This window comes from Micrococcus sp. KBS0714 (assembly GCF_002008305.4).
In the GTDB taxonomy this organism is placed as follows: domain Bacteria; phylum Actinomycetota; class Actinomycetes; order Actinomycetales; family Micrococcaceae; genus Micrococcus; species Micrococcus luteus.
In genome coordinates this window covers 1,572,396-1,596,584 of record NZ_CP042169.1, presented here as the reverse complement: position 1 = coordinate 1,596,584, position 24,189 = coordinate 1,572,396, and the positions used below count along the sequence as shown (strand labels likewise).

Annotated in this window: 19 protein-coding genes; 12 read left to right on the top strand and 7 right to left on the bottom strand. The window is 74.9% G+C overall.

The genetic code is table 11. From position 1 onward, the window contains the following. Positions 1-13: 13 nt before the first annotated feature. A complete protein-coding gene (locus tag B1A86_RS07225; protein WP_020624690.1) occupies positions 14-1,087 on the bottom strand; it encodes an Rv2578c family radical SAM protein in 1,074 nt (357 codons plus the stop codon). 92 nt (positions 1,088-1,179) lie between these two features. Here B1A86_RS07225 and B1A86_RS07220 point away from each other — a divergent pair, with 92 nt between their 5' ends. Next, positions 1,180-1,842 (top strand): hypothetical protein, encoded by a 663-nt coding sequence (locus tag B1A86_RS07220; RefSeq protein ID WP_060974027.1) that lies wholly within the window; start codon positions 1,180-1,182, stop codon positions 1,840-1,842. A 45-nt stretch (positions 1,843-1,887) separates the two neighbouring features. Here B1A86_RS07220 and B1A86_RS07215 read toward each other — a convergent pair whose 3' ends face one another. Further along, positions 1,888-2,337 (bottom strand): hypothetical protein, encoded by a 450-nt coding sequence (locus B1A86_RS07215; protein WP_049147952.1) that lies wholly within the window; start codon positions 2,335-2,337, stop codon positions 1,888-1,890. Then, entirely contained in the window at positions 2,334-2,741 is a 408-nt protein-coding gene (locus B1A86_RS07210) for a CHY zinc finger protein (RefSeq protein WP_078025579.1), read from the bottom strand. Before B1A86_RS07210 ends, B1A86_RS07215 begins: the two co-directional genes overlap by 4 nt. An 86-nt stretch (positions 2,742-2,827) precedes the next feature. On the opposite strand from B1A86_RS07210, the gene pheS reads away from it, so the two are divergent. Genes pheS through B1A86_RS07195 form a run of 3 tightly spaced genes read left to right on the top strand, consistent with a single transcriptional unit; the run spans position 2,828 to position 7,116 of the window. Further along, on the top strand, positions 2,828-3,910 hold the full coding sequence (gene pheS / locus B1A86_RS07205) for a phenylalanine--tRNA ligase subunit alpha (RefSeq protein ID WP_049147954.1): 1,083 nt from the start codon (positions 2,828-2,830) through the stop codon (positions 3,908-3,910). Positions 3,911-3,913: 3 nt separating this feature from the next. Then, the gene (pheT, locus tag B1A86_RS07200) at positions 3,914-6,493 is read left to right on the top strand and encodes a phenylalanine--tRNA ligase subunit beta (RefSeq protein ID WP_078025580.1); all 2,580 of its coding nucleotides are present in this window, start codon (positions 3,914-3,916) and stop codon (positions 6,491-6,493) included. Positions 6,494-6,495: 2 nt separating this feature from the next. Beyond that, the gene (locus B1A86_RS07195; protein ID WP_036337488.1) at positions 6,496-7,116 is read left to right on the top strand and encodes a 4'-phosphopantetheinyl transferase superfamily protein; all 621 of its coding nucleotides are present in this window, start codon (positions 6,496-6,498) and stop codon (positions 7,114-7,116) included. 18 nt (positions 7,117-7,134) lie between these two features. Here B1A86_RS07195 and B1A86_RS07190 read toward each other — a convergent pair whose 3' ends face one another. From B1A86_RS07190 to B1A86_RS07180, 3 genes are all read right to left on the bottom strand, one after another. Beyond that, positions 7,135-8,475: a M1 family metallopeptidase gene (locus B1A86_RS07190; protein WP_138976805.1), complete on the bottom strand. Its 1,341-nt coding sequence runs from the start codon at positions 8,473-8,475 to the stop codon at positions 7,135-7,137. Beyond that, entirely contained in the window at positions 8,472-12,479 is a 4,008-nt protein-coding gene (locus B1A86_RS07185; protein WP_078025581.1) for a Pls/PosA family non-ribosomal peptide synthetase, read from the bottom strand. The genes B1A86_RS07190 and B1A86_RS07185 overlap by 4 nt, the downstream gene beginning before the upstream one ends. A 121-nt stretch (positions 12,480-12,600) precedes the next feature. Beyond that, positions 12,601-13,602 (bottom strand): quinone oxidoreductase, encoded by a 1,002-nt coding sequence (locus B1A86_RS07180; RefSeq protein WP_044659907.1) that lies wholly within the window; start codon positions 13,600-13,602, stop codon positions 12,601-12,603. A 102-nt stretch (positions 13,603-13,704) separates the two neighbouring features. On the opposite strand from B1A86_RS07180, the gene argC reads away from it, so the two are divergent. From argC to argR, 6 genes are read left to right on the top strand one after another with little or no spacing between them, the layout of a single operon-like run. Further along, positions 13,705-14,745: an N-acetyl-gamma-glutamyl-phosphate reductase gene (gene argC, locus B1A86_RS07175; RefSeq protein WP_044659908.1), complete on the top strand. Its 1,041-nt coding sequence runs from the start codon at positions 13,705-13,707 to the stop codon at positions 14,743-14,745. Next, positions 14,742-15,902, top strand: a complete 1,161-nt coding sequence (gene argJ, locus B1A86_RS07170) for a bifunctional glutamate N-acetyltransferase/amino-acid acetyltransferase ArgJ (protein ID WP_078025582.1) — start codon at positions 14,742-14,744, stop codon at positions 15,900-15,902. Before argC ends, argJ begins: the two co-directional genes overlap by 4 nt. Before the next feature lie 11 nt (positions 15,903-15,913). Then, positions 15,914-16,900 carry an acetylglutamate kinase gene (gene argB / locus B1A86_RS07165; protein ID WP_238692819.1) on the top strand — a complete coding sequence of 329 codons (987 nt, stop codon included), beginning with the start codon at positions 15,914-15,916 and terminating at the stop codon, positions 16,898-16,900. Beyond that, positions 16,897-18,183, top strand: a complete 1,287-nt coding sequence (locus tag B1A86_RS07160; RefSeq protein ID WP_095346942.1) for an acetylornithine transaminase — start codon at positions 16,897-16,899, stop codon at positions 18,181-18,183. The genes argB and B1A86_RS07160 overlap by 4 nt, the downstream gene beginning before the upstream one ends. Beyond that, on the top strand, positions 18,180-19,139 hold the full coding sequence (argF, locus tag B1A86_RS07155; protein WP_078025583.1) for an ornithine carbamoyltransferase: 960 nt from the start codon (positions 18,180-18,182) through the stop codon (positions 19,137-19,139). Before B1A86_RS07160 ends, argF begins: the two co-directional genes overlap by 4 nt. Then, positions 19,139-19,627, top strand: a complete 489-nt coding sequence (gene argR / locus B1A86_RS07150) for an arginine repressor (protein ID WP_049147960.1) — start codon at positions 19,139-19,141, stop codon at positions 19,625-19,627. The genes argF and argR overlap by 1 nt, the downstream gene beginning before the upstream one ends. Before the next feature lie 114 nt (positions 19,628-19,741). On the opposite strand, the gene rpf is transcribed toward argR, so the two are convergent. Next, positions 19,742-20,701, bottom strand: coding sequence for a resuscitation-promoting factor Rpf (gene rpf, locus B1A86_RS07145; RefSeq protein ID WP_078025584.1), 960 nt, complete (start codon positions 20,699-20,701; stop codon positions 19,742-19,744). Positions 20,702-21,313: 612 nt separating this feature from the next. Between rpf and B1A86_RS07140 the strand changes: the two genes are divergently transcribed. Both B1A86_RS07140 and argH read left to right on the top strand, forming a co-directional pair. After that, on the top strand, positions 21,314-22,555 hold the full coding sequence (locus tag B1A86_RS07140; RefSeq protein WP_063190209.1) for an argininosuccinate synthase: 1,242 nt from the start codon (positions 21,314-21,316) through the stop codon (positions 22,553-22,555). 85 nt (positions 22,556-22,640) lie between these two features. Then, the gene (argH, locus tag B1A86_RS07135; RefSeq protein ID WP_063190210.1) at positions 22,641-24,101 is read left to right on the top strand and encodes an argininosuccinate lyase; all 1,461 of its coding nucleotides are present in this window, start codon (positions 22,641-22,643) and stop codon (positions 24,099-24,101) included. Positions 24,102-24,189: the final 88 nt, after the last annotated feature.

The following is a 24,189-nucleotide window of genomic DNA, read 5'->3' as shown; positions in this document are numbered from 1 at the left end:
CCCCGCGGACCGGTCAGAACAGCGCGGGCTGCGCCGCCGGAGCGGAGGGCCGGGACGCCGGCCGGCGCCGGGCCGGGGGACCGTCCTCGCGCCGGATGCCGTGGGCGCCGCCGCGGGCCAGGCCGTGCCGTGCGGCGGCCTCCCCGGCCATCCGGGTGAGCATGCGGCGGTACGACTCGGGCGCGTAGGCGGACCGGGCGTACATCTGCTCGTAGCCGGCCAGCAGATCCGGGTGCTCGCGGCGGATCCAGTCCAGGTACCACTCCTTCGCGCCCGGCCGCAGGTGCAGGGCGCCCGGCATGACGCGCGCGGCTCCGGCGTCCGCCAGCGCGCGCATGAGGGCGTCGATCTCGCGGTCCCCGTCCGTGAGCCACGGCAGCAGGGGCATGGCCATGACGGTGACGTCCGCACCCGCGGCGGCGAGCCGCTCGATCAGGCGCAGGCGTGCGGTCGGCGACGGCGTGCCCGGCTCGACCGCGGCGGCGATGGCGGGGTCGAGCATCGCCAGGGACAGCGAGACCTGCACCGGCACCTGGCGCGAGGCCGCCTGCAGCAGGGGCACATCCCGCGCGAGCAGGGTCCCCTTGGTCAGCACGGAGAACGGGGTGCCGGAATCGGCCAGGGCCCGGATGATCCCGGGCATCAGCGCGTAGCGGCCCTCGGCCCGCTGATACGGGTCCGTGTTCGTCCCCAACGCCACCGCCTCGCGGCCCCACGTGGGGCGGGCGAGTTCGGCGCGCAGCACCTCGGCGACGTTGACCTTCACGACGATCTGCCGGTCGAAGTCGGCCCCGGCGTCGAGCTCGAGGAAGGTGTGGGTGCTGCGGGCGTAGCAGTACCGGCAGGCGTGGGTGCAGCCGCGGTACGGGTTCACGGTCCAGCGGAACGGCATGGCCGAGGCGGACGGCACCGAGTTCAGTGCGGTCTTGGCGAGCACCTCATGGAAGGTGACGCCCGCGAACTCCGGGGTGGTGACACTCCGCTGCAGGTCCGAGAGCGGCAGCAGGGCGGCGGAGCCGGCCGGTGTGCCGGCCGTCGCCCGCTGGGCTCCGCCCTCGGACCGCAGGGTCTGCGCTTCCCATCGCATGGCCAGAAGTAGAACACATGTTCGAATCGACCCGCAAGCGTGTTCGAGTCCGGGCGTGGCGCGGGCGCCGAGACGCGCCTACCGTGGTCGCCATGACCTCCCGTGCACCCGCCCCGGCCGCCCGCGTCCTGCTCACGGGCTTCGAGCCCTTCGGCGGCGATGTCCACAACCCGTCGATCGCCGCCGCGCGGGACGCCGTGGGCATCCTGGCGGACCGGGGTGTGACGGCCGAGGCGGTCGAGCTGCCGTGCGCGTTCGGCGCGGCCGGGCCGGCCCTGACCGCGGCCCTCGACCGGGTCCGGCCGGAGGTGGCGATCGCCGTCGGGCTGGCTGGCGGCACGGCGACGGTCCGGGTCGAACGGGTGGCCGTGAACCTGCAGGACGCCCGGATCCCGGACAACGCGGGGGAGCAGCCCGTGGACCGGCCCGTGCGCGCCGACGGTCCCGCGGCCCTGTTCGCCACCCTGCCCGCCAAGCGTGCCGTCGCCGCGATCCGGGAGGCCGGCGTCGCCGCGGAGCCGTCCCTGTCCGCGGGCGCGTTCGTGTGCAACCACGTCATGTACTCGCTCCTCGACGGCCCCGGCACCGCCCGGGCCGCCGGCTTCATCCACGTGCCGTGGGACACCGAGCACCGCCCGACGCCGGACACCCCGGCCCTGCCCGCGGCCGACCTGGCGCGCGCGGTGGCCGAGGCCGCCCTGACGGCGCTGGCCGGCGGCCCCGACCTCGACGTCCCCGGCGGCACCCTGCACTGACCTCCCCGGACCCCGGGTCCGTGTCGGCGCGATCGCCCGTGCCCGTCAGCGGCGGCGCCGCAGGCCGCGGACCACGGGCCGCTCGATGTAGCCGCCCAGGGCCAGGCTCGCGCGTCGTTCGAAGACGTTGCGCGAGGCCGGATCCCCGGTCCGCCACATCGACCACGCCGCCGCCAGCGCGTACGCCGGCAGGAAGGGCAGACCCAGCAGGAGGGCGTACTGGTCCGCATGGCCGGCCTCGTGCCGCCACAGCGCGGGCGTCATGCGCAGGCCGGGGCGGGTGAACACGACGTCGCCGACCGTGAACGCGGCCCCGCCCGGGAACCGGTGCGTCCAGCCGTGGGCCTCGATCAGCCCGTGCGGTCCGGGCCGCAGCGCGCAGCCGGCGACGACGGCGCCCACCAGCCCCAGCGGCGTCGCCAGGTTCAGCAGGTTCCACAGCCCGCGCGCCCGCACGTGCGCCGGAGGCGACGGCCGGGAGGGGGCCGCGGTCATGGCTGTGCCGCAGGATCGGCGTCCCCGGCGGGGGACCCGGACGCGGGGACGTCGAAGTAGAGCGGGGCATGGTCGGCGCAGCCCGGGTTGAACGGCGCCCCGCAGGCCGGGCACGCAGGATCAGCGGTGGCCTCGAGGGCGAGGTAGGCGGTCACGCTCAGCTCGGTGCGGCACACCCCGCACAGCACATGCGGCCGGTCGAACTCGCCGGCAGGCACCGGCACGGCCGGGTGGTCGGCGAGCTCCGCGTGGCAGCGGTGGCAGGACCAGTACGCGGGGCAGCAGGCGAAGCGCAGGGCGACGACGTCCCGCGCCGTGGCGTAATGGGCGCAGCGGGTCTGCGCGTCCAGGCCCACGCCCCGCAGCAGCGGGTCGGTGCCGTCGAGGGAGTCCGGGGCGGTCATGCGCCTCAGCCTAGGCCGAGCGGGCCCGGGGCGGACACTAGACTGACGGGCGTCCCACCGTCCCCCATGCGAAGGTCGTTGCCCTGATGACACCCAGCCCCGAGACCGGCGCGGAGCCCACCGCGCCCGTGGCGGAGATCTCCCCCGTGGACGCGGAGGCGGTGGAGGCCGCTGTGCAGGCCGCGCTCGCCGCATATGAGGCCGCGGCCGACCTCGATGAACTCAAGGCCGCCCGCCTGGCCCACACCGGCGACCGGGCCCCCTTGACTCTCGCGAACAAGGCGATCGGCGCTCTGCCCAAGGAGCGCAAGGCGGAGGCCGGCAAGCTCATGGGCGCCGCACGCGGCCGCCTGGGCAAGGCCCTGGCCGCCCGCACCGAGGTGCTCGAGGCGGAGCAGGCCGCGCGGATCCTGCGCGAGGAGACGGTGGACGTGACCACCGCGGTCCGTCGCCGCCGCGTCGGCGCCCGTCACCCGCTCTCGCTGACGATGGACCGTGTCTCGGAGATCTTCGTCGGCATGGGCTGGGAGATCGCGGAAGGCCCCGAGCTCGAGTCCGAGTGGTTCAACTTCGACTCCCTCAACTTCGCGCCGGATCATCCGGCCCGCGAGATGCAGGACACCTTCTTCGTGGACCCGGCCGAGGCCCACCTGCTGCTGCGCACCCACACCTCTCCGGTGCAGATGCGCTCCCTGCTCGAGCGGGGAGCCCCCACCTACGTGCTGTGCCCGGGCCGCACGTTCCGCACGGACGAGCTGGACGCCACGCACACCCCGGTGTTCCACCAGTTCGAGGGCCTGGCCGTGGACAAGGGCCTGACCATGGCCCACCTGCGCGGCACCCTCGAGTACTTCGCCCGCCAGATGTTCGGGGCGGAGGCGGCCATCCGCCTGCGCCCGAACTTCTTCCCGTTCACCGAGCCCAGCGCCGAGCTGGACATCTGGCACCCCGGCGCCAAGGGCGGGCCCCGCTGGATCGAGTGGGGCGGCTGCGGCATGGTGCACCCGAACGTGCTGCGCGCCGCGGGCCTGGACCCGGAGGAGTACTCCGGGTTCGCGTTCGGCATGGGCGTGGAGCGCACGCTCATGTTCCGCAACGAGGTCCCGGACATGCACGACATGATCGAGGGCGACGTCCGCTTCTCCCAGCACTTCGGAATGGAGGTCTGATCCATGCGCATCCCCCTGGACTGGCTGCGGGAGTTCGTCCCCGTGCCCGCGGAGCACCGTGCCGAGGACGTGATGGCCGACCTCGTCCGCGTCGGCCTCGAGGAGGAGGACGTCCACCGTCCGGCTGCCGAGCTGCAGGGCCCGATCGTCGTCGGGCAGGTGCTCTCCAAGGAGCCCGAGCCGCAGAAGAACGGCAAGACCATCAACTGGTGCTCCGTGCGCGTGGTGCCCGAGGGCGCCGCACAGCCGCTCACCGGCGAGGGGATCGAGCCCTCCGGCGTGCAGGGCATCGTGTGCGGCGCCCACAACTTCGAGGTCGGGGACAAGGTCGTCGTGGCCCTGCCCGGCGCGGTGCTGCCCGGCGACTTCCGCATCAGCCCCCGCAAGACCTACGGCCACGTCTCGGCCGGCATGATCGCCTCCAGCACGGAGCTGGGCATGGGCGACGACGGCACGGACGGGATCATCGTGCTCGGCGACCTCGGGCTCGACCCCGAGCCGGGCACCGACGCCCGGGACGTCCTGGACCTGCACGGCGAGGCCGCCGAGATCAACGTGACGCCCGACCGCGGCTACGCGTTCTCGATGCGCGGCGTCGCGCGCGAGTACGCGCACGCCACCGGCGTGCCCTTCACGGACCCGGCCGCCGCCGTCCACCCGCCCGCGGCCGACGACGCCGGCCCGGCCGTCCGCATCGACGACGACGCGCCGATCCACGGCGAGCCCGGGGCCACCCGCTTCGTGGCCCGCACGGTCTCCGGCGTGGACGCGACCCGCCCGACCCCGCCGTGGCTGGCCGCGCGCCTGCGCCTGGCCGGCATCCGCACCATCTCCCTGCCGGTGGACATCTCCAACTACGTCATGTGGGAGCTGGGCCAGCCCCTGCACTTCTACGACGCGGACACGCTCTCCGGCGAGATCGTGGTGCGCCGCGCGCGGGCCGGAGAGACCCTGACCACCCTCGACGGCAAGGAGCGCGAGCTCGACCCCGAGGACCTGCTCATCACGGACGACTCCGGCCCCATCGGCCTGGCGGGCGTCATGGGCGGGGCCGCCACCGAGGTCACGGACGCCACCACCACGATCGTGGTCGAGTCCGCGAACTTCGACCCCGTGTCGATCGCCCGTACGCGGCGCCGGCACCGCCTGCCCTCGGAGGCGTCGAAGCGCAACGAGCGCGGCGTCGACTGGGAGATCGCCGACGAGGCGGCCGAGCGGGCCGTGCAGCTGCTCGTCGAGCTCGCCGGCGGCACCGCCGAGCCCGGGGTCACCGACGTCGGGACGCGGCCGCAGCCGGCCGTCGTCGAGATGGCCGCCGACTTCCCCTCCGCCCTGGTGGGCGTGGCGTACACGACCGACGAGGTCGTGGAGACGCTGCGCGCCCTGGGCGCCGAGGTGGCCGTCGCCGAGGCCGCCGCCGACGTCGCCCCGCGGCTGACCGTGACCGCCCCGTCGTGGCGCACGGACCTGCGCATCCCCGAGGACCTCGCCGAGGAGGTCGCGCGCCTGCGCGGCTACGACGCGATCCCCTCCGTGGTGCCCGTGGCCCCGCCGGGCCGCGGCTTCACCCGCCGCCAGGCCCAGCGTCGCCGCGTGTCGGCCGCGCTCGCGGCCGCGGGACTCACCGAGGTGCTGGCCTACCCGTTCGTCTCCGAGGAGCAGAACCGGCGTTTCGGGGCGGACTCGGACGCGCAGGGCCAGGCCCTGGCGATGGTGGCCCTGGCCAATCCGATCGCCTCCCAGTACCGGTACCTGCGCCTGTCGCTGCTGCCGGGCCTCGTCGAGACCGCGCGCCGCAACCTCGGACGCGGCTTCCGCGATCTGGCGCTGTACGAGATGGGGCTGGTCTTCCTGCCCGGCGCGCAGCTGGGCTCGGCGACGATCCCCCCGCGCGCGGTCCACCCCTCCGCCGAGGTCCTCGCCGACCTCGAGGCCGGCATCCCCGCCCAGCCGTGGCACGTGGCCGGTCTGTACGCCGGGCACGACTCGGCGCCCGGGCCGGACCACGACCCCCGCCCGGTGGACTGGCAGGACGCGATCGCCGGGGCCCTCGACGTGGCCGACGTCCTCGGCGTCGAGCTGACCGTCCGGCAGGGCCGGCACCACGCGTTCCACCCGGGCCGGGTGGCCGAGCTCGTCGTCGTGACCGAGCACGGGGACCGGGTGGTGGGCGTCGCCGGCGAGCTGCACCCGCAGTGGCTCGAGGCCGAGGACCTGCCCGCCCGCACGAGCGTGTGGGAGCTGGACCTGGACGCGCTGTGCGCCGCGGCCCCCGAGATCGTGGTCGCCGCACCGCTGTCCACGTTCCCCGTGAGCACGCAGGACGTGGCGCTCGTGGTGGACGAGGCCGTCGTGGCCGGGGACGTGCGCGCGACCCTCGCCGAGGGTGCCGGGGAGCTGCTCGAGGCCGTCGAGCTGTTCGACGTCTACCGGGGCGCGGGCGTGCCGGAGGGGCGGAAGTCCCTCGCGTTCTCCCTGCGCTTCCGCGCCCCTGACCGCACGCTCACCGCGGAGGAGGTCTCCGAGGCCCGCGCCGCGGCCACCGCGCTCGCGGCGCAGCGGCACGGGGCGGTCCAGCGCTGACCGTGTCCGTCGCGACCGGCCCGTGGGGCCTGACCTCGGCCGTCCCCGCCTCGGCGGGGGCGGCGGACGCCGTCTCCGCGCTGCTCGGTCAGGTGCGCACCGCCCTGACGGCGGCCTGGGGCGTGCCGGTGGGGCCGCTCGGGCTCCGGCACGCCTGCCCGCGCTGCGGCTCGGCCGCGCACGGCGTCCCCGCGCTGACCGGCCTGCCCCCCGGCCGGGTCGCCCTCGTCTCGTTCACGCGCGTCCGGATGCCCGGCACTGAGGACCGGGCTCGGATCGGGGCGTGGTGGGCGCCGGCACGGCCCGCCGACGGGCTCGGCCTCGGGGTGGACGTCGAGCGGGCGGACGCCGCGGCCTTCGCGGACGAGGACGGCCTGGGCGGGGTGGGCTTCTCGACGGCGGAGCGCGCCCGGGTGCGGGAGCTTCCCGCCCCCGAGAGGCCCGCCGCGCGGGCCCGGCTGTGGACGCGGAAGGAGGCGCTCGTGAAGGCCGCCGGCACCGGCTTCACGGGCGACCCCGCCGCCGTCGACGCACTGACCGTGCCGGCCGACGTCGTGCTGGTGGACCTCACCGACCGGCTGCCGGGCGGTCTCCTCGGGGCGCTGGCGCTGCGGGGCCGCTGAGTCGACCGCGCGGGCGCCTCAGCCCGGGAACGGCGGCAGCTCGGGCCGCAGCGTCCACGCGTCGAAGAGCTCGTCCACCTGCGCTCGGCTCACCCCGGCGTGCGGGGCCCACGCGTGCACGTGCGTGCGCAGCCCCAGGGAGTCGACGGTGCCGAACCGGTGCTCCCGCACCCAGGCGCGCAGCATGGAGCCGAAGAGGTCCGTGCCCAGCAGGTGCCGCAGCGCCTCCACGGTGAGCGCGCCGCGCTTGTACACCCAGTCCTCGAACATCTCCTCCGGCCCGGGCTCGGCCAGCGCCTGCTCCACCGGGTGCGCGGCCAGCTTCTGCCAGGCCCGCCGCGCCATCGAGGTGATGCTGGACCGCCCCGAGGCCTCGGCCCACAGCCACTCGGACCAGCAGGCGAAGCCCTCGTGCAGCCACAGGTCGGACCAGCGGCCCAGGGTCACGGCGTTGCCGAACCACTGGTGGGACATCTCGTGGGCGATCAGCCGCTCGGACTCCCACGAGCCGTCCAGGTGGTTGGTGCCGAACAGCGACATGCTCGCGGCCTCGAGCGGGATCTCGAGCTCCTCGTCGGCCACGACCGCGGTGTAGTCCTCGAATGGGTATGGCCCGTAGGCGTCGATGAACGTGGCCATCATGGCCGGCTGGGGGGCAAGGGCCCGGAGGGCCCGCTGCTCGGTCCGCGGGGAGACCACGAGGCGCAGCGGCGGCAGGCCCTCGGCGGGAGGGGCGGCGTCCACGAGCCGGTAGCGGCCGATCTGCACGCTGAGCAGGTAGGCGGGCACGCGCTGGTGGAGCCGCCACCGCCACGTGACCCGCGAGCCGCGCGTGCGCACGGGCGCGCCCACGCCGTTGGCGACGGGCAGGTAGCCCGCGTCGCAGGTGAGGGTGATCTCCGCCGTCGAGCGGGAGGTGGGGGAGTCCACGCACGGCAGCCACGTGGAGGCGCCGTGGGGCTGCCCGGCCACGAGCACGCCGTCCGTGAGCTCCTCCCAGCCGATCGTGCCCCACGGGCTGCGCCGCAGCGTGGGCGTGCCCGCGTAGACCACGGTCAGCTCCACGAGCGTGCCCTCCGGCCGGCTCTCGTCCAGGTCGACGACGAGGCGGCTCGGGGCGCGGCCCGGCTGGGTGAACGAGGAGGCGACGGCGCGGCCGTCGACGACGGCGTCCACCCGGGACACGCGCAGCCGGTACAGGTCCAGCTCGATGCGGCGGCTCTGCTTCGTCAGGCGCACGCGCAGGACGGCGGTGCCGGAGACCCGGTTCGCGGCCAGGCGCACGTCGAGGTCCAGTGCGATGTGCTCGACGGTGGCGGCGTCGGTGCCGACGCCCGGGACGTAGGGATCGGTGCTCATGCTTCCTCTCGGGAGGGGGTGGCCGCGGCGGCGGGGTCGCCGTCGGGACGACGCCACGGGGAGACCGGGTTGCCGAGCCACCACGTGCCGGCGGGCAGCTCCTCGCCGCGCATCACGAGGGACCCGGCACCGACGGTGGTGCCGCGGCCCAGGCGGGCGGCGGGCAGCACCACGGAGTGGGGGCCGAGGGTGGCGCCGTCCTCCAGGACGACGGCGTCCAGGGACATCACGCGGTCGTGGAACAGGTGGGTCTGGACGACGCAGCCGCGGTTCACGGTGGCGCCGTCGCCGAGCTCCACGAGGTCGGCCTCGGGCAGCCAGTAGGACTCGACCCAGGCGCCGTGGCCGATGCGGGCGCCCATCGCGCGCAGGAACCAGACCAGGGCGGGGGTGCCGGCCGCGGCCCGGCTGAACCACGGGGCGGCGAGGAACTCGGTGAAGGTGTCCGCGACCTCGTTGCGCCAGATGAACGAGGACCACAGCGGGTGCTCGCCCGCGCGGATCCGGCCGACGAAGACCCGCTTGGCGAGCACGGTCAGGCTCGCCGCGACCGCGCCGGCCGCGAGCAGGACGACGCCGCCCAGGACGAAGGCCAGCGCCCACGTGCCGACCGCGATGAGGGCGGCCAGCGTCGCGCCGACGGCGAGGGACAGGGCCACGTGCAGCCACACCGGGATCGCGCGCAGCAGCTCCCAGGCGGTGCGGGCGGCCTTGAGTCGGGCCGGCGGGTCGTAGGTGAGGGCGGCGTCTGCGGTGACCTCGTTGCGGCGCAGGCGCACGGGCGGGGAGCCCATCCAGGACGTGCCCGCCTTGGTCTTGGCCGGGGTGGTGGACAGCACCGCCACGAGCGAGTCGCGGCGCAGGGTGCGGCCGCCGGGCACCATGCCGGAGTTGCCCACGAACGAGCGCTTGCCGACCTTCGCGGGGGCCACGTGCATCCACCCGCCGTCGAGGGAGTAGGAGGAGACCATCGTGTCGTCGGCGAGGAACGCGCCGTCGCCCACGCGGGTCATGCAGGGCAGGAGCACCACGGTGGAGGCCTCGACGCCGCGGCCCACCTCGGCGCCCAGCAGGCGCAGCCACGTCGGCGTGAAGCGGGAGGCGTAGATCGGGAACAGCTGGTCGCGGGCGGCGTCGAGGACGCGCTCGGTGGCCCACACCTGCCAGCCGACCCGGGAGCGCACGGGGTGGTGCCCCTCCGTGATGCCGAGCGCGAGCAGGCGCACGGTGACGAGCACGAGCAGCATCTGGGTCAGGAACCAGACGCCGGCCACCAGGGGGCTTGCGGCCAGCAGGCGCGCCGCGGTGGTCCCGACGGCGGCCAGCGGCCCCGCCTCCGGGGCCGGCGGCCACCAGGTCAGCGACCACGCGGCCACCGCGGCCGCCGCGGCGGCGGAGACGAGCGGAAGGAGGGAGATGAGGGTCGAGAGGACGGTCGCCATCAGGCGCCAGCCCGGGGTCTCCCGCGGCGCCTCGGCGGGGCCGCGGGACTTCACCTTGCCCACCTTGACGGCGGGGGAGCCGGCGTGGCGCTGGCCGCCGCGCACCCGCCCGGCGACGGTGGACCCGGCCTCGACGTGCGCCCCGGCGCCGACCTGGGCGCCCGGCAGGAGCGTGGAGCGGGCGCCCACGACGGCGTCCGCGCCGATGCGCACCTCGCCGAGCCGGACGACGTCGCCGTCGACCCAGTAGCCGGACAGGTCCACCTCGGGCTCGATCGCGGCGCCCTCCTCGACCGTGAGCATGCCGGTGACCGGTGGCACGGTGTGCATGTCCACGTCCTTGCCGATCCGGTTGCCCAGCAGCCGCGCGTAGGCGGGCACCCACGTGGCGCCGGCCAGCGAATAGGGGTCCACGAGGTCGCTGATCTGCTGGGCGAGCCACAGGCGCAGGTGGACGCGGCCGCCGCGTGGGTAGGACCCGGGGCTCACGCCGCGCAGCAGCAGCCGGGCCGTCGCGGCGGTGAGCAGCATGCGGCCGGGCACGGTCACCACCAGCAGGCCGGCCACGATCAGCACCCACCACGGCACGGTGGGCAGCCCGGGCGCGAGCCCGGAGAGCGTCAGCAGGTTCAGGGCCAGGCCGGTCCACACGCCCAGGCGCAGGGCGGGCAGGACGAACACGGGCAGTCCCACGAGGGTCTGGACCCACTGGGTGCGGTGGCGGGTGCGGTCGACGTGCCGGTCGTGCACCTCGATGCCGCGGGGGCCGTCGTCGCCCACGACGGCGGCCACGAGGGCCCCGGCGGTGGGGTTGCGGTAGACGTCCTGGACGGTCACGGCCGGGTGGCGCAGGCGCAGGCGGGCCACGAGCTGGGCAGCGGCGAGCGAGCCGCCGCCGGCCTCGAAGAAGTCGGTGTCGGCGTCCTTGGGGGGCGCGCCGAGCACGTCCGCCCACTGGCGCAGCACCCAGCCGTCGGCGGTGTCCTCGTCCGGCGGGGGCGCGTCCTCGTCCACCTCGGCGCCGGGCAGGGGCCACGGCAGCGCGTGGCGGTCCACCTTGCCGGAGGTCTTCGTGGGCAGGGAGTCCACGACGGCCAGCCGGGGCACGAGTGCGGCCGGCAGCTCCGCCGCGAGGTGCTCGCGGGCCATGTGCAGGTCGAGCTCGGCCTCGGGGTCCGCGGGGACGAGGTAGCCGACGAGGATCTGGTGGCCCGCCGGGGTGGTCTGCACGGCCGCGGCGCCGCCGTGGACGCCGGGCAGGGCCTGGAGGGCCGCGTCCACCTCGCCGAGCTCGATGCGGCGGCCGCCGAGCTTCACCTGGTCGTCGGCGCGGCCGACGAACAGCAGGCCCTCCGGCTCGAAGACCACGAGGTCACCGGAGCGGTAGGCACGCTCCCAGCCGAGGGAGGGCATGGGGGCGTACTTCTCGGCGTCCTTGGCCGGGTCGAGGTAGCGGGCCAGGCCGACGCCGCCGATGATCAGCTCGCCCGTCTCGCCCTCGGCCACGGGCAGCGTGGTCTGCGGGTCGACGACGGCCAGGTCCCAGCCGTCCAGGGGCAGGCCGATGCGGACCGGGCCGAGACCCGTGAGCGGGGCCGCGCACGCGACGACGGTGGCCTCCGTGGGGCCGTAGGTGTTCCAGACCTCGCGGCCGTCCTCCGCCAGGCGCGCGGCGAGCTCGGGCGGGCAGGCCTCGCCGCCGAAGATCAGCAGCCGGACGTTGTCCATGGCCTCGGTGGGCCACATCGCGGCGAGGGTCGGCACGGTGGACACGGCGGTGATGCGCCGCTCGGCGAGCCACGGGCCGAGGTCCATGCCGGAGCGCACGAGCGAGCGGGGGGCCGGGACCAGGCACGCACCGTGACGCCAGGCGAGCCACATCTCCTCGCACGAGGCGTCGAACGCGACGGACAGTCCCGCCAGCACGCGGTCGCCCGGGGCGAGCGGATCGTCCGCCAGGAAGATCCGCGCCTCGGCGTCCACGAAGGCCGCGGCCGAGCGGTGGCTCACCGCCACGCCCTTGGGGGTGCCCGTCGAGCCAGAGGTGAAGATGATCCACGCGTCGTCCTCGAGCCCGGGGGCGCGGGCCTCCGCGGCCGGGTCCGCGGTGTGCTCGGGGTGCGGGGCGTAGACCCGCTCGTCGGTGAGGACGCCGGCCACCTTCGCCTCGCCGAACACGAGGCGGGCGCGCTCCTCCGGATCGTCCGCGTCCACGGGGACGTAGGCCGCGCCGGCGGCGAGCACGCCGAGGATCGAGACGTACAGCGCGGCCGTGCCCGAGGCGATCCGCACGCCGACCCGGTCTCCCGCCCGCACGCCGGCGGCCCACAGGTGGCGGGCGGTCTCGTCGACGCGCTCCCGCAGCTCCGCGTACGTCAGCGGCTCGACGCCGTCGTCCAGGGCGGTCGCGTCCGGGTGCTCGCGCGCCGTGGCGTCGAAGAGCTCCACGAGCGTCCGGGCGGGCGGGGTGCGCTCGGAGCCGGGCAGCTGCGGCCGATGCGGCGCGCCCGCGGGGTCGAGGGGGACGGAGGGCGGGGTGGGCGCGGCGGACGAAAGGGACACAGGGGCCTCCGGGGGTGTGAGCGGCAAACCGAGGGTCGGACGCGGACCAGGCCGCAGCGGGACATTCTATGCCCCGCCCGCGGCCGCGCGGGGCGCCTGGAAGGCACCGGGCGGGTCCGGCTCAGGACAGGGTGAGCAGCACCTTGCCCGTCGTCGACCGGGACTCGAGGGCGGCGTGCGCGGCGGCCGCGTCCGCCAGCGGGAAGCGCTCGCCGATCCGTACGTCGAGCTCGCCGGAGGCCCACGCCCCGAACACCTCTCCACCACGCCAGCGGGTCTCCTCGCCCGTGCGCGTGTAGTGCACCAGCGAGGGCCGGGTGACGTACAGCGAGCCGGCCGCGTTGAGCCGCTGCAGGTCGAAGGGGGGCACCTGCCCGGAGGCCCCGCCGAAGAGCACGAGTGTGCCGCGCACGCGCAGCACCTCGAGCGAGGTGTCGAAGGTGTCCTTCCCCACGCCGTCGTACACGACGTGCGCGCCCTCGCCGTCCGTCAGCTCCGCCACCGTGGCGGCGAGGTCCGGATAGTCCACCGCGGCAACGGCGCCCGCGCCCCGGGACAGCTCCCGCTTCTCCTCCGTGGACGCCGTGGTGACCACGCGGGCGCCGCGGGCCGTCGCGAGCTGGGTGAGCAGGAGCCCCACCCCGCCGGCACCGGCCGTCACGACCACCGTGTGGCCCTCCTCCACCGGGAAGGTGGACCGGCAGAGGTAGTGGGCCGTCATGCCCTGCAGCGGAAGGGCGGCGGCCTCGGCCAGGTCGATGCCCTCCGGGACGGTGAGGAGACGATCCGCGGGGGCGGTGAAGTGCTCGGCGTACGCACCGGTGGCCGTCGCGGTGGCGACACGGGCCCCCAGGAGCCCGGCGTCCACGCCCTCGCCGAGCGCGACGACCTCGCCGGAGCCCTCCGTACCGGGGGTGAAGGGCAGGTCCATCGTGTAGACCCCGGAGCGCTGGTACGTCTCGATGAAGTTCAGGCCCGCCGCGGCGGTCCGCACCAGCACGTGCCCCGGCGCGGGGGAGGGCACCTCCGTCTCGGTCCACTGCAGGACCTCGGGGCCGCCCGTGGCGGACACGACGACGGCGTGGTGGGTGCGGGGGACGGCGGGGGTGTTCGCAGTGGTCATGGCCCCACTCTAGGAGCGGGCCGGGCCATCCGGCCCGGCCCGGGGGACCCGAGGCGCCGCATAGATATTCGGTGCAACGCATATCTGCGCTAGGATGAAGCCATGACCCACACCGTCGCCGTCTCCGGAGCCAGCGGCTACGCCGGGGGAGAGGCCCTGCGCCTGCTCGCCGGCCACCCGTCCGTCACCGTCGGAGCCATCACGGCCCACTCGAACGCGGGGGAGCGCCTCGGCGCTCTCCAGCCGCACCTGCACGCCCTGGCGGACCGCGTCCTCGCCGAGACCACCGCGGAGGTCCTCGCCGGCCACGACGTCGTGATCCTCGCGCTGCCCCACGGGGCCTCCGGGGCGCTGGCGGCCGAGATCGCAGAGCGATCCCCGGACACCCTGGTGATCGACGCGGGCGCCGACCACCGCCTCGAGTCAGCCGCAGACTGGGAGGCCTTCTACGGCACCGCACACGCCGGGACCTGGCCCTACGGCCTGCCCGAGCTGCCCGGTCAGCGTGAGCGACTCGCCGGCACCCGCCGCATCGCCGTCCCCGGGTGCTACCCGACCACCTCGATCCTCGCCCTCGCGCCCGGCTTCGCCGCGGGGCTGCTCGAGCCGCAGGACGTGGTGATCGTCGCCGCCTCGGGCACCTCCGGGGCGGGCAAGGCGCTCAAGCCGCACCTGCTCGGCGCCGAGGTCATGGGCGGGATGAGCCCGTACGGCGTCGGTGGCGGGCACCGGCACACCCCGGAGATCGAGCAGGGCCTGGCCCAGGCGGCCGGCGAGCCGGTCCGCGTCTCCTTCACGCCCACGCTCGCGCCGATGCCGCGCGGCATCCTCGCGACGGCCACGGCGCGGCTGCGCCCCGGCGTGGCCGCCGCGGACGTGCGCGCGGCATGGGCCGCGGCCTACGGCGGCGAACGCTTCGTGCACCTGCTGCCCGAGGGGCAGTGGCCGACGACGAAGGCGGTCCTCGGCTCCAACCACGTGCAGCTGCAGCTCGCCGTGGATGAGCGTGCCGGCCGCGTGATCGTCTGCGCGGTGCTCGACAACCTCACCAAGGGCACGGCCGGCGGCGCCGTGCAGTCCATGAACATCGCCCTGGGCCTGCCGGAGCAGGCGGGGCTCGAGCAGCAGGGGGTCGCGCCGTGAGCGTCACCGCAGCACAGGGGTTCCGGGCGGCCGGCGTCACCGCGGGGCTGAAGGCCTCGGGCACGCCCGACGTCGCCGTCGTCGTCAACCAGGGCCCGCGCGACGCGGCGGCCGCCGTCCTCACCGAGAACCGGGTGGCGGCCGCCCCCGTGGTCTGGACCCGCCGCGCCGTGCGGGACGGCCGCGCGACCGCGGTCGTCCTGAACTCCGGCGGGGCCAACGCGGCCACCGGCGCCGAGGGCCTCGAGGACGCCCGTCGCACCGCCGAGCACGCGGCCGCCGCCCTCGGAACCGCCGCCGACGACGTGCTCGTCTGCTCGACCGGCCTCATCGGCGAGCGCCTGCCGATGGACACGCTCACCGCGGGCGTGGCCGAGGCGGTCGCCGCCCTCAGTCCGGACGGCGGCGAGGACGCCGCCGTCGCGATCAAGACCACGGACACCGTGGCCAAGACCGCCGTGGCCCGCGGCGCGGGCTTCACCGTGGGCGGCATGGCCAAAGGGGCGGGCATGCTGGCACCCGGCATGGCCACGATGCTCAGCGTCATCACCACGGACGCCGACGTCCCCGCCCCCGCCCTCGACGCGGCCCTGCGCGAGGCCGTGCGCGCCACCTTCAACCGGGTCGACTCGGACGGGTGCATGTCCACCAATGACACCGTGATCCTGCTGGCCTCGGGCGCGTCCGGGACGGCGCCCGAGCCCGCGGCGTTCGCCGCGGCCCTCCACGAGGTCTGCGCGGACCTGTCCCGCCAGCTCGTCGCCGACGCCGAGGGTGCCCGGCACGACATCGCCGTGCGCGTGGTCCACGCCGAGACCGAGGAGGCGGCCGAGGCCGTCGCGCGCGCTGTCGGCCGCTCCAACCTGTTCAAGACCGCGATCTTCGGCCAGGACCCGAACTGGGGACGCGTGATCGCCGCCGTCGGCACGGTCCCGGAGTCGGTCGCCGCCTTCGACCCGTACGCCCTCGACGTGCGCTTCAACGGCGTCCAGGTGTGCCGCGCCTCCGGCGTGGGAGAGGACCGCTCCCGCGTGGACCTGACGGCCCGCGAGGTGCTCGTCGAGGTCGACCTGCACGCCGGCGACGCCGAGGCCACGGTCTGGACCAACGACCTGACGCACGACTACGTCCACGAGAACTCCGCCTACTCCACGTGAGGACCCCCAGCATGACCCCGCACACCGATCCGGCCACGGCGGCCGCGCCCGTCCTGTCCACCGCGGACCGGCTCGACCGCGCCGAGTCCAAGGCGGAGGTCCTCGTCGAGGCCCTGCCCTGGATCCGGCGGTTCGCCGGCACCGTCATGGTCGTCAAGTACGGCGGCAACGCCATGGTGTCGGAGGAGCTGCGCCGGGCGTTCGCCGAGGACATCGTGTTCCTGCACCACGTGGGGGTCCACCCCGTGGTGGTGCACGGCGGCGGCCCGCAGATCAACGCGATGCTCGACCGCCTCGGCATCGCCTCGGAGTTCCGCGGCGGCCTGCGCGTGACCACCGAGGAGGCCATGGACGTGGTCCGCATGGTGCTCACGGGACAGGTGGGCCGCGAGCTGGTCGGCCTCGTGAACTCCCACGGCCCGTACGCCGTCGGCTTCTCCGGCGAGGACGCGGGGCTGCTGCGCGCCCGCCGCACGGGCGCCGTCGTCGACGGCCAGGAGGTGGACCTCGGCCTCGTGGGAGAGGTCACCGGAGTCGACCCGACCGCGATCCTCGACGTGATCGAGTCCGGGCGGATCCCCGTGGTCTCGTCGGTCGCCCCCGAGATCAACGACGACGGCGAGCCCACCGGGCAGGTCCTCAACGTCAATGCGGACACCGCCGCCGCGGCCCTGGCCGCCGCCCTCGGCGCCGCGAAGCTCGTGCTGCTCACCGACGTCGAAGGCCTCTACGCCGACTGGCCGGACCGCGACTCCCTCATCAGCTCGCTCACCGCCGCCCAGCTGCGCGCGCTGCTGCCCTCCCTGGCCTCCGGGATGATCCCGAAGATGGCCGCGTGCCTGGCGGCCGTGGACGCCGGCGTGCAGCGCGCCCACGTCGTGGACGGCCGCCGCCCCCACTCGATGCTGCTCGAGGTCTTCACCTCTGCGGGCGTCGGCACCCAGGTGGTGCCCGACGCCGAGCCCACCGCCCCGACCACCCCCGAGGAGGACGCATGAGCACCGACCAGTCCGCGCTGCTGGAGCGCTACCACGCCGCCCTGACCGGAGTCTTCGGCCGCCCCACCCGCGTGCTCGTGCGCGGCGAGGGGGTCCACGTGTGGGACGCCGACGGCCGGCGCTACACGGACCTGCTGGCCGGCATCGCCGTGAACGCGCTCGGCCACGGCCACCCGGCGCTGGTGCGGGCGGTGTCCGAGCAGGTCGCCACGCTCGGCCACGTGTCCAACCTCTTCACCTCCGAGCCGCAGATCCGCCTGGCCGAGCGCCTGCTGGAGCTGGCCGGCGCGCCCGCGGGCTCCACCGTGTTCTTCGCGAACTCCGGCACGGAGGCCAACGAGGCCGCGTTCAAGCTCGCCCGCCGCCACGGTGCGGACGACCCGTCCGGCCGCCGGACGCGGGTGATCGCGCTCGAGCGGGCCTTCCACGGCCGCACGATGGGCGCCCTCGCGCTCACGCACAAGGAGGCCTACCGGGCGCCCTTCGAGCCGCTGCCCGGCGGCGTGAAGCACGTGCCGGGCGGGGACGCCGCGGCCCTGCGGGCGGCCCTGGCCCCGGACGACGACGGCGCCACCGTCGCCGCCGTCATCCTCGAGCCGGTCCAGGGCGAGGCCGGCGTGCACGGCTGGCCGGCCGGCTACCTGGCCGAGGTGCGGGCCGCGACCCGCGAGGCCGGCGCCCTGATGATCCTCGACGAGGTGCAGTCCGGCGTGGGACGCACCGGCACGTGGTTCGGCTTCCAGAACCCGGCCGTCACCGGGGCGGCCGAGCCGGTGGTGCCCGACGCCTTCACCCTGGCGAAGGGACTGGGCGGCGGCGTGCCGATCGGGGCGCTCGTGTGCGTCGGCCCCGCCGTCTCCGGGCTGCTCACCGCCGGCCAGCACGGCACCACGTTCGGCGGCAACCCCCTGGCCACCGCCGCGGGCCTGGCCGTGCTCCAGACCGTCGAGGACGAGGGCCTGCTCGGCCACGTCCGCGCCGCGGGCGAGGCCGTGGCCGCCCTGCTGGAGGACCTGCCCGAGGTGGCCGCGGTCCGCGGTCACGGCCTGTGGATCGGCGTCGACCTGGCCGACCCCGCGGGACCGGCCCCGGCCGGCGGGCTGGCCCCCGCCGTCGTCGCCGCCGGCCTCGAGGCGGGCTGGATCCTCAACGCCACCGGCCCCTCCACCCTGCGCCTGGCCCCGCCGCTGACCGTGCCCGTGGCCGAGCTCGAGCGCTTCGCCGCGGCCCTGCCCGGGCTCGTGGCCGCCGCCCTGACCCCCGCCGAAGGAGACCGCCCATGACCCCCGCTGCCGCCGTCCGCCACTTCCTGGTGGACACGGACCTCACCCCGGCCGAGCAGGCCGAGGTGCTCGACCTCGCCGCGCAGATGAAGGCCGACCGGTTCCGGCACCGCCCGCTGGCCGGGCCCCGGACCGGCATCGTGTTCTTCGACAAGACCTCCACGCGCACCCGCGTCTCGTTCGCGGCCGGCATCGCCGAGCTCGGCGGGACGCCGCTGATCGTGAACCCGGGGGAGTCGCAGCTGGGCCACAAGGAGTCCGTGGCGGACACGGCCCGCGTGCTGGAGCGGATGGTCGGCGTCATCGTCTGGCGCACGTTCGCGCAGGCCGGTCTCGAGGAGATGGCCGCCCATTCCTCGGTGCCCGTGGTCAATGCGCTCAGCGACGACTACCACCCCTGTCAGATCCTCGCCGACCTGCTGACGGTGCGCGAGCACCTCGGCGGCACGGCGGGCCGCACTCTGACGTATCTGGGGGACGCGGCGAACAACATGGCCCACTCGTATCTGCTCGGCTGCGCGACGGCCGGCATGCACGTGCGGGTCGCCGGCCCCGAGGGGCACCTGCCTGCCGAGGACGTCGTGGCCGCCGCTCGACAGCGGGCGGCGGAGACGGGCGGTTCCGTCCTCGTCACGACGGACGCGGCCGAGGCCCTGGCGGGCGCGGACGTCGTCGTGACCGACACGTGGGTGTCCATGGGCCAGGAGGAGGAGAAGGAGGCCCGCCTGGCGCTGTTCCGGGACTACCAGGTGGACGCCGCCGCGATGGCGCGGGCGGCCGACGACGCGATCTTCCTGCACTGCCTGCCCGCGTACCGGGGCTACGAGGTCACGGCCGAGGTGATCGACGGGCCGCGGTCCGTGGTGTTCGACGAGGCCGAGAACCGGCTGCACGCGCAGAAGGCGCTCATCGCCTGGCTGCTGTACCGCTCCGGCCTGGCCGAGGAGCCGCGCTGATGGCCGCCCCCACGACGAAGATCGCCCGTCAGGCCGCGATCCGGGAGATCCTGGCCACCCGGGGCATCCGCTCCCAGGCCGAACTCTCGGACGCCCTGGGCGATCGCGGGCTGTCCGTCACCCAGGGCACGCTCTCGCGGGACCTGGTGGACCTCGGCGCGGTGCGGACGCGCGGGCCGGCCGGCATGGTCTACGCCCTGCCGGCGGAGGGCGACGACGGCGCCGTGCCGGGCCGCGGTTCGGACGCGCAGCTGAACCGGCTGGCGAGCATGGCCCGCGAGCTGCTCGTCTCCGCCGAGCCCACGGCGAACCTCGTGGTCCTGCGCACGCCCCCGGGTGCGGCGCAGTTCCTGGCCAGCGTGATCGACCAGGCGCGCGTGGAGCACGTGATGGGCACGATCGCCGGCGACGACACCATCCTCCTCATCACCACGGGGACCACGTCCGCCCCGGCCGTCGCGGCCCACCTGCTGGGTCTGGCGGGCTAACCGACCCGTCCGGCCCCGCCCGCGCGGGTGACGGGCACCAGGCACGAGGAAGGCCCCCGCCGACGGCGGGGGCCTTCCTCGTGTGGTACCGGTCCGGGGGACCGGTCAGGCGTCTCAGGCCTGCGGCAGGACGAGCTCCTGGCCGACGTAGATCACGGCGGCGTCGGAGACGGCGCCCTTGTTGGCCTCGTAGAGGGCGGTCCAGCCACCCTCCACCTCGTACTCGTTGGCGAGCTTCCAGAGGGAGTCACCGGACTTGACGACGATGGTCTCGGCCTCGGCGACGACGGCCTGCTCCGCGGCAGCGGCCTGCTCCGCGGCGGCAGCCTTCTGAGCGGCGGCCTTCTCCGCGGCGGCAGCCTTCTGAGCGGCGGCCTTCTCAGCGGCAGCGGCCTTCTGAGCGGCAGCCTTCTCCGCGGCGGCGGCACGCTGGGCGGCAGCCTTGTCGGCGGCGGCCTGCTCGGCAGCAGCCTGCTTGGCGGCCCAGCGCTCGGCGGCGGCCTGGTCGGCAGCAGCCTGCTTGGCGGCCCAGCGCTCGGCCGCGGCCTGGTCGGCAGCAGCCTGCTCAGCCGCGGCCTGGTCGGCAGCAGCCTGCTCAGCCGCAGCCTGGTCGGCAGCAGTCTCGTCCGCGGCGGACTGGCGCTGCACGGTGGCGGTGCGCTCCACGGCGACCGGGGCGGCGTCCACGTCGCCGGCGTCCGCGTCAGCCTGGGTCAGGCCCAGCTTCTGCGAGCACAGCGGCCAGGCGCCCCAGCCCTGCAGGTCCTGGAGGATCTCGGCGCGCTTGATCTGCTCGGCCTTCGAGGCCTGATGCGGGTAGCCCTCGCCGCCGACGGCCTGCCAGGAGGACAGGGTGAACTGCACGCCGCCGTAGAAGCCGTTGCCGGTGTTGATGTCCCAGGTGCCGCTGGACTCGCACTCGGCGAGGCGGTCCCAGGTGTCCACGGTGGCGGCCTGGGCCGGGGCGGAGAAGCCCACGGCGGCGGCGCCGGCGAGGGTCATGCCCGCGACGATCGAGGCGGTGGCACGGCGGGAGCGGGTGGCGGAAGTGGTGAAGAGAGTCATGGTGTCCATGGCGAGTCCTCGCTGATCGGCGGCCGAGGCGCACCGGGGTCGTCCTTCTCCTTGGTCGGGTCATGCCCTCCGTCGGTTCGAGACGACCCAGCAGCGGGCGACCGTCGGAGGGGGTTCGATGTCGTGGCCTCCCCGTCCCCGACCTCTCGGTCAGATCACGAATCGGCTACGGAAGAGTCAACGACGGGAGCCCCCCTCGCGTCAAATCATGGGTCGACGGATTCTTGCCCGTCTGTCTGAAATTTGAGAACGGGTGACGAATCGATCCCTAGAGTCGTGGGCGCGTGGATGAAATGCACGCTACTGGTCGGATTTGCTGTCATGGTGTCTGATCCGCCGGTGTGGACAACCTCCGTCACAGGGGCATGGGCGAAGGTCACGATCGACGGCCGAGGCCGTGACCTGAGTCGCGTTCGACCCGGGATTCGAGGGCGGAGCGATGGTCGCCCGTGGCCGTCGCTGTCGGCGCAGAGGGGCTGCACAGGGGCCATCGGGAGCTGATATTCCGTCAGTTGCATATTTATTCAAGATCCGGGTAGGATCGCCACCGAGCACGCCTCCGACGGCCACGTGCCGCGCTGGGAGACCCCCCCTATATAAAGAGGAGAAAACGTGAAGGAACGCATCATCCTTGCCTACTCGGGCGGCCTGGACACCTCGGTGGCCATCGGCTGGATCGCCGAGGCCACGGGCGCCGAGGTCGTCGCCGTCGCGGTCGACGTGGGCCAGGGGGGCGAGTCCCTCGAGACGATCCGCCAGCGCGCCCTGGACTGCGGCGCCGTCGAGGCCTACGTCGCCGACGCGCGTGACGAGTTCGCCGAGCAGTACTGCATGCCCACGCTCAAGGCCAACGCCCTCTACATGGACGCCTACCCGCTGGTCTCCGCGATCTCGCGCCCGGTGATCTCCCGCCACCTGGTCGCGGCGGCCCGCCAGTTCGGCGCCTCGACGGTGGCGCACGGCTGCACCGGCAAGGGCAACGACCAGGTCCGCTTCGAGGTCTCCATTCAGACCCTCGGGCCCGACCTGAAGTGCATCGCCCCGGTGCGCGACCTCGCCCTGACCCGTGAGAAGGCCATCGAGTACGCCCAGCGCAACGACCTGCCGATCGTCACCACCAAGAAGAACCCGTTCTCGATCGACCAGAACGTGTGGGGCCGCGCCGTCGAGACCGGCTTCCTCGAGGACATCTGGAACGGCCCCACGAAGGACGTCTACGACTACACGGACGACCCCGCCTTCCCGCCGGCGCCGGACGTGGTCACGATCGCCTTCGAGCGCGGCGTCCCCACGGCCCTCGACGGCCGCGCGCTGAGCCCGCTGGAGATCATCGAGGAGCTCAACCGCCGGGCCGGTGCCCAGGGCGTGGGCCGGATCGACATCGTCGAGGACCGCCTCGTGGGCATCAAGTCCCGCGAGATCTACGAGGCACCGGGGGCCATGGCGCTGATCGCGGCCCACCGTGAGCTCGAGAACGTCACCCTGGAGCGTGAACAGGCGCGCTTCAAGAAGCATGTGGACCAGCGGTGGACCGAGCTGGTCTACGACGGCCAGTGGTACTCCCCGCTGAAGCGGAACCTGGACACGTTCATCGACGCGACCCAGGAGCACGTCAACGGTGAGATCCGCCTGGAGCTCCACGGCGGCCGCGCCACGGTGCAGGGTCGCCGGTCCGAGACCGGCCTGTACGACTTCAACCTCGCCACGTACGACGAGGGCGACTCGTTCGACCAGTCCTCGGCCCGCGGGTTCATCGACATCTTCGGCCTGTCCGCGAAGACGGCCTCCGAGCGCGAGCAGCGCCTGCGCGGCAGCGACGACCTCCAGGACGTCGCCCGCCTGTCCAACGACTGACCCCGCACGCCCCGTGCACGACGGCGGCCCGCCCGCGACCGGGCCGGCCGCCGTCGGCCTGTCACCGACCTCGAGGAGACCTTCGATGACCGAGAACACCGATGCCCGCCACGGGACCAACGAGGGCGCCCTGTGGGGCGGCCGCTTCGCCGGCGGCCCTTCCGAGGCGCTCGCCGCGCTCAGCAAGTCAACGCACTTCGACTGGCGCCTGGCGCCCTATGACATCGCGGGTTCCCGTGCCCACGCCCGGGTGCTGCACACCGCCGGTCTGCTCAGTGCGGACGACCTGGACGGGATGATCGCGGCCCTCGACCGTCTCGAGGCGGACGTGCGTTCCGGTGCCTACACCCCGGCGGCGTCCGATGAGGACGTGCACGGCTCGCTCGAGCGCGGCCTCATCGAGCGGGCCGGTCCCGAGCTCGGCGGCCGCCTGCGGGCCGGCCGATCCCGCAACGACCAGGTCGCCACCCTCGGCCGGATGTTCCTGCGCGACCACGCCCGCATCATCGCGCGGGGCGTGATCGCCACGGTGGACGCGCTGCTCGATCAGGCGCGGGCGCACCCGCACGCGCCGATGCCGGGCCGCACCCACCTGCAGCACGCGCAGCCCGTCCTGCTCTCGCACCACCTGCTCGCGCACGCCTGGGCGTTCGCGCGGGACCTGCAGCGGCTCGTGGACTGGGACGCGCGCGCGGCCGTCTCGCCGTACGGCTCCGGGGCCCTGGCAGGCTCCTCCCTGGGTCTGGACCCGAACGCCGTGGCCACCGAGCTCGGCTTCGAGTCGGCCGTGTGGAACTCGATCGACGGCACCGCCGCCCGCGACGTGTACGCGGAGTTCGCGTGGGTCGCCGCGATGGTCGGCGTCGACCTGTCCCGCATCTCGGAGGAGGTCATCTTCTGGGCCACCAAGGAGGCGGGCTTCGTGACGCTGCACGACGCGTACTCCACAGGGTCCTCGATCATGCCGCAGAAGAAGAACCCGGACGTCGCCGAGCTGGCCCGCGGCAAGTCCGGCCGCCTCATCGGCGACCTCACGGGGCTGCTGGCCACGCTCAAGGGCATGCCGCTGGCCTACAACCGCGACCTGCAGGAGGACAAGGAGCCCGTCTTCGACGCCGCGGACACCCTCGAGCTGCTGCTGCCCGCCGTCTCCGGGATGATCGCCACCCTCGAGTTCCAGACGGAGCGCATGGCGGAGCTGGCCCCGCAGGGCTTCGCGCTGGCCACCGACGTCGCCGAGTGGCTCGTCCGCCAGGGGGTCCCGTTCCGCGAGGCCCACGAGCTGTCCGGCGAGGCCGTGAAGGCGGCCGAGGCCCGGGGCGTGGAGCTGTGGGACCTCACGGACGATGAGTACGCGGCCATCTCGCCGGCGCTGACCCCGCAGGTCCGCGAGGTGCTCAGCACGGAGGGCTCGCTCGCCTCTCGCGACGCCCAGGGCGGGACCGCGCCGACGGCCGTCGCGGCGCAGATCGGGGCGCTCGAGGACGCCCTGGAACCGCTGCGCCGCTGGGCCGACACGCCGGGCTCCGTCGTCGACGCCCGCTGACGCGGTCGCCCGGTCGAGTCGGCGTCGGCCGGGCCGGACGCGGCGGTGCCCGGCAGGGCACCGCCGCGTCACCCGCCGTTCACCGCGG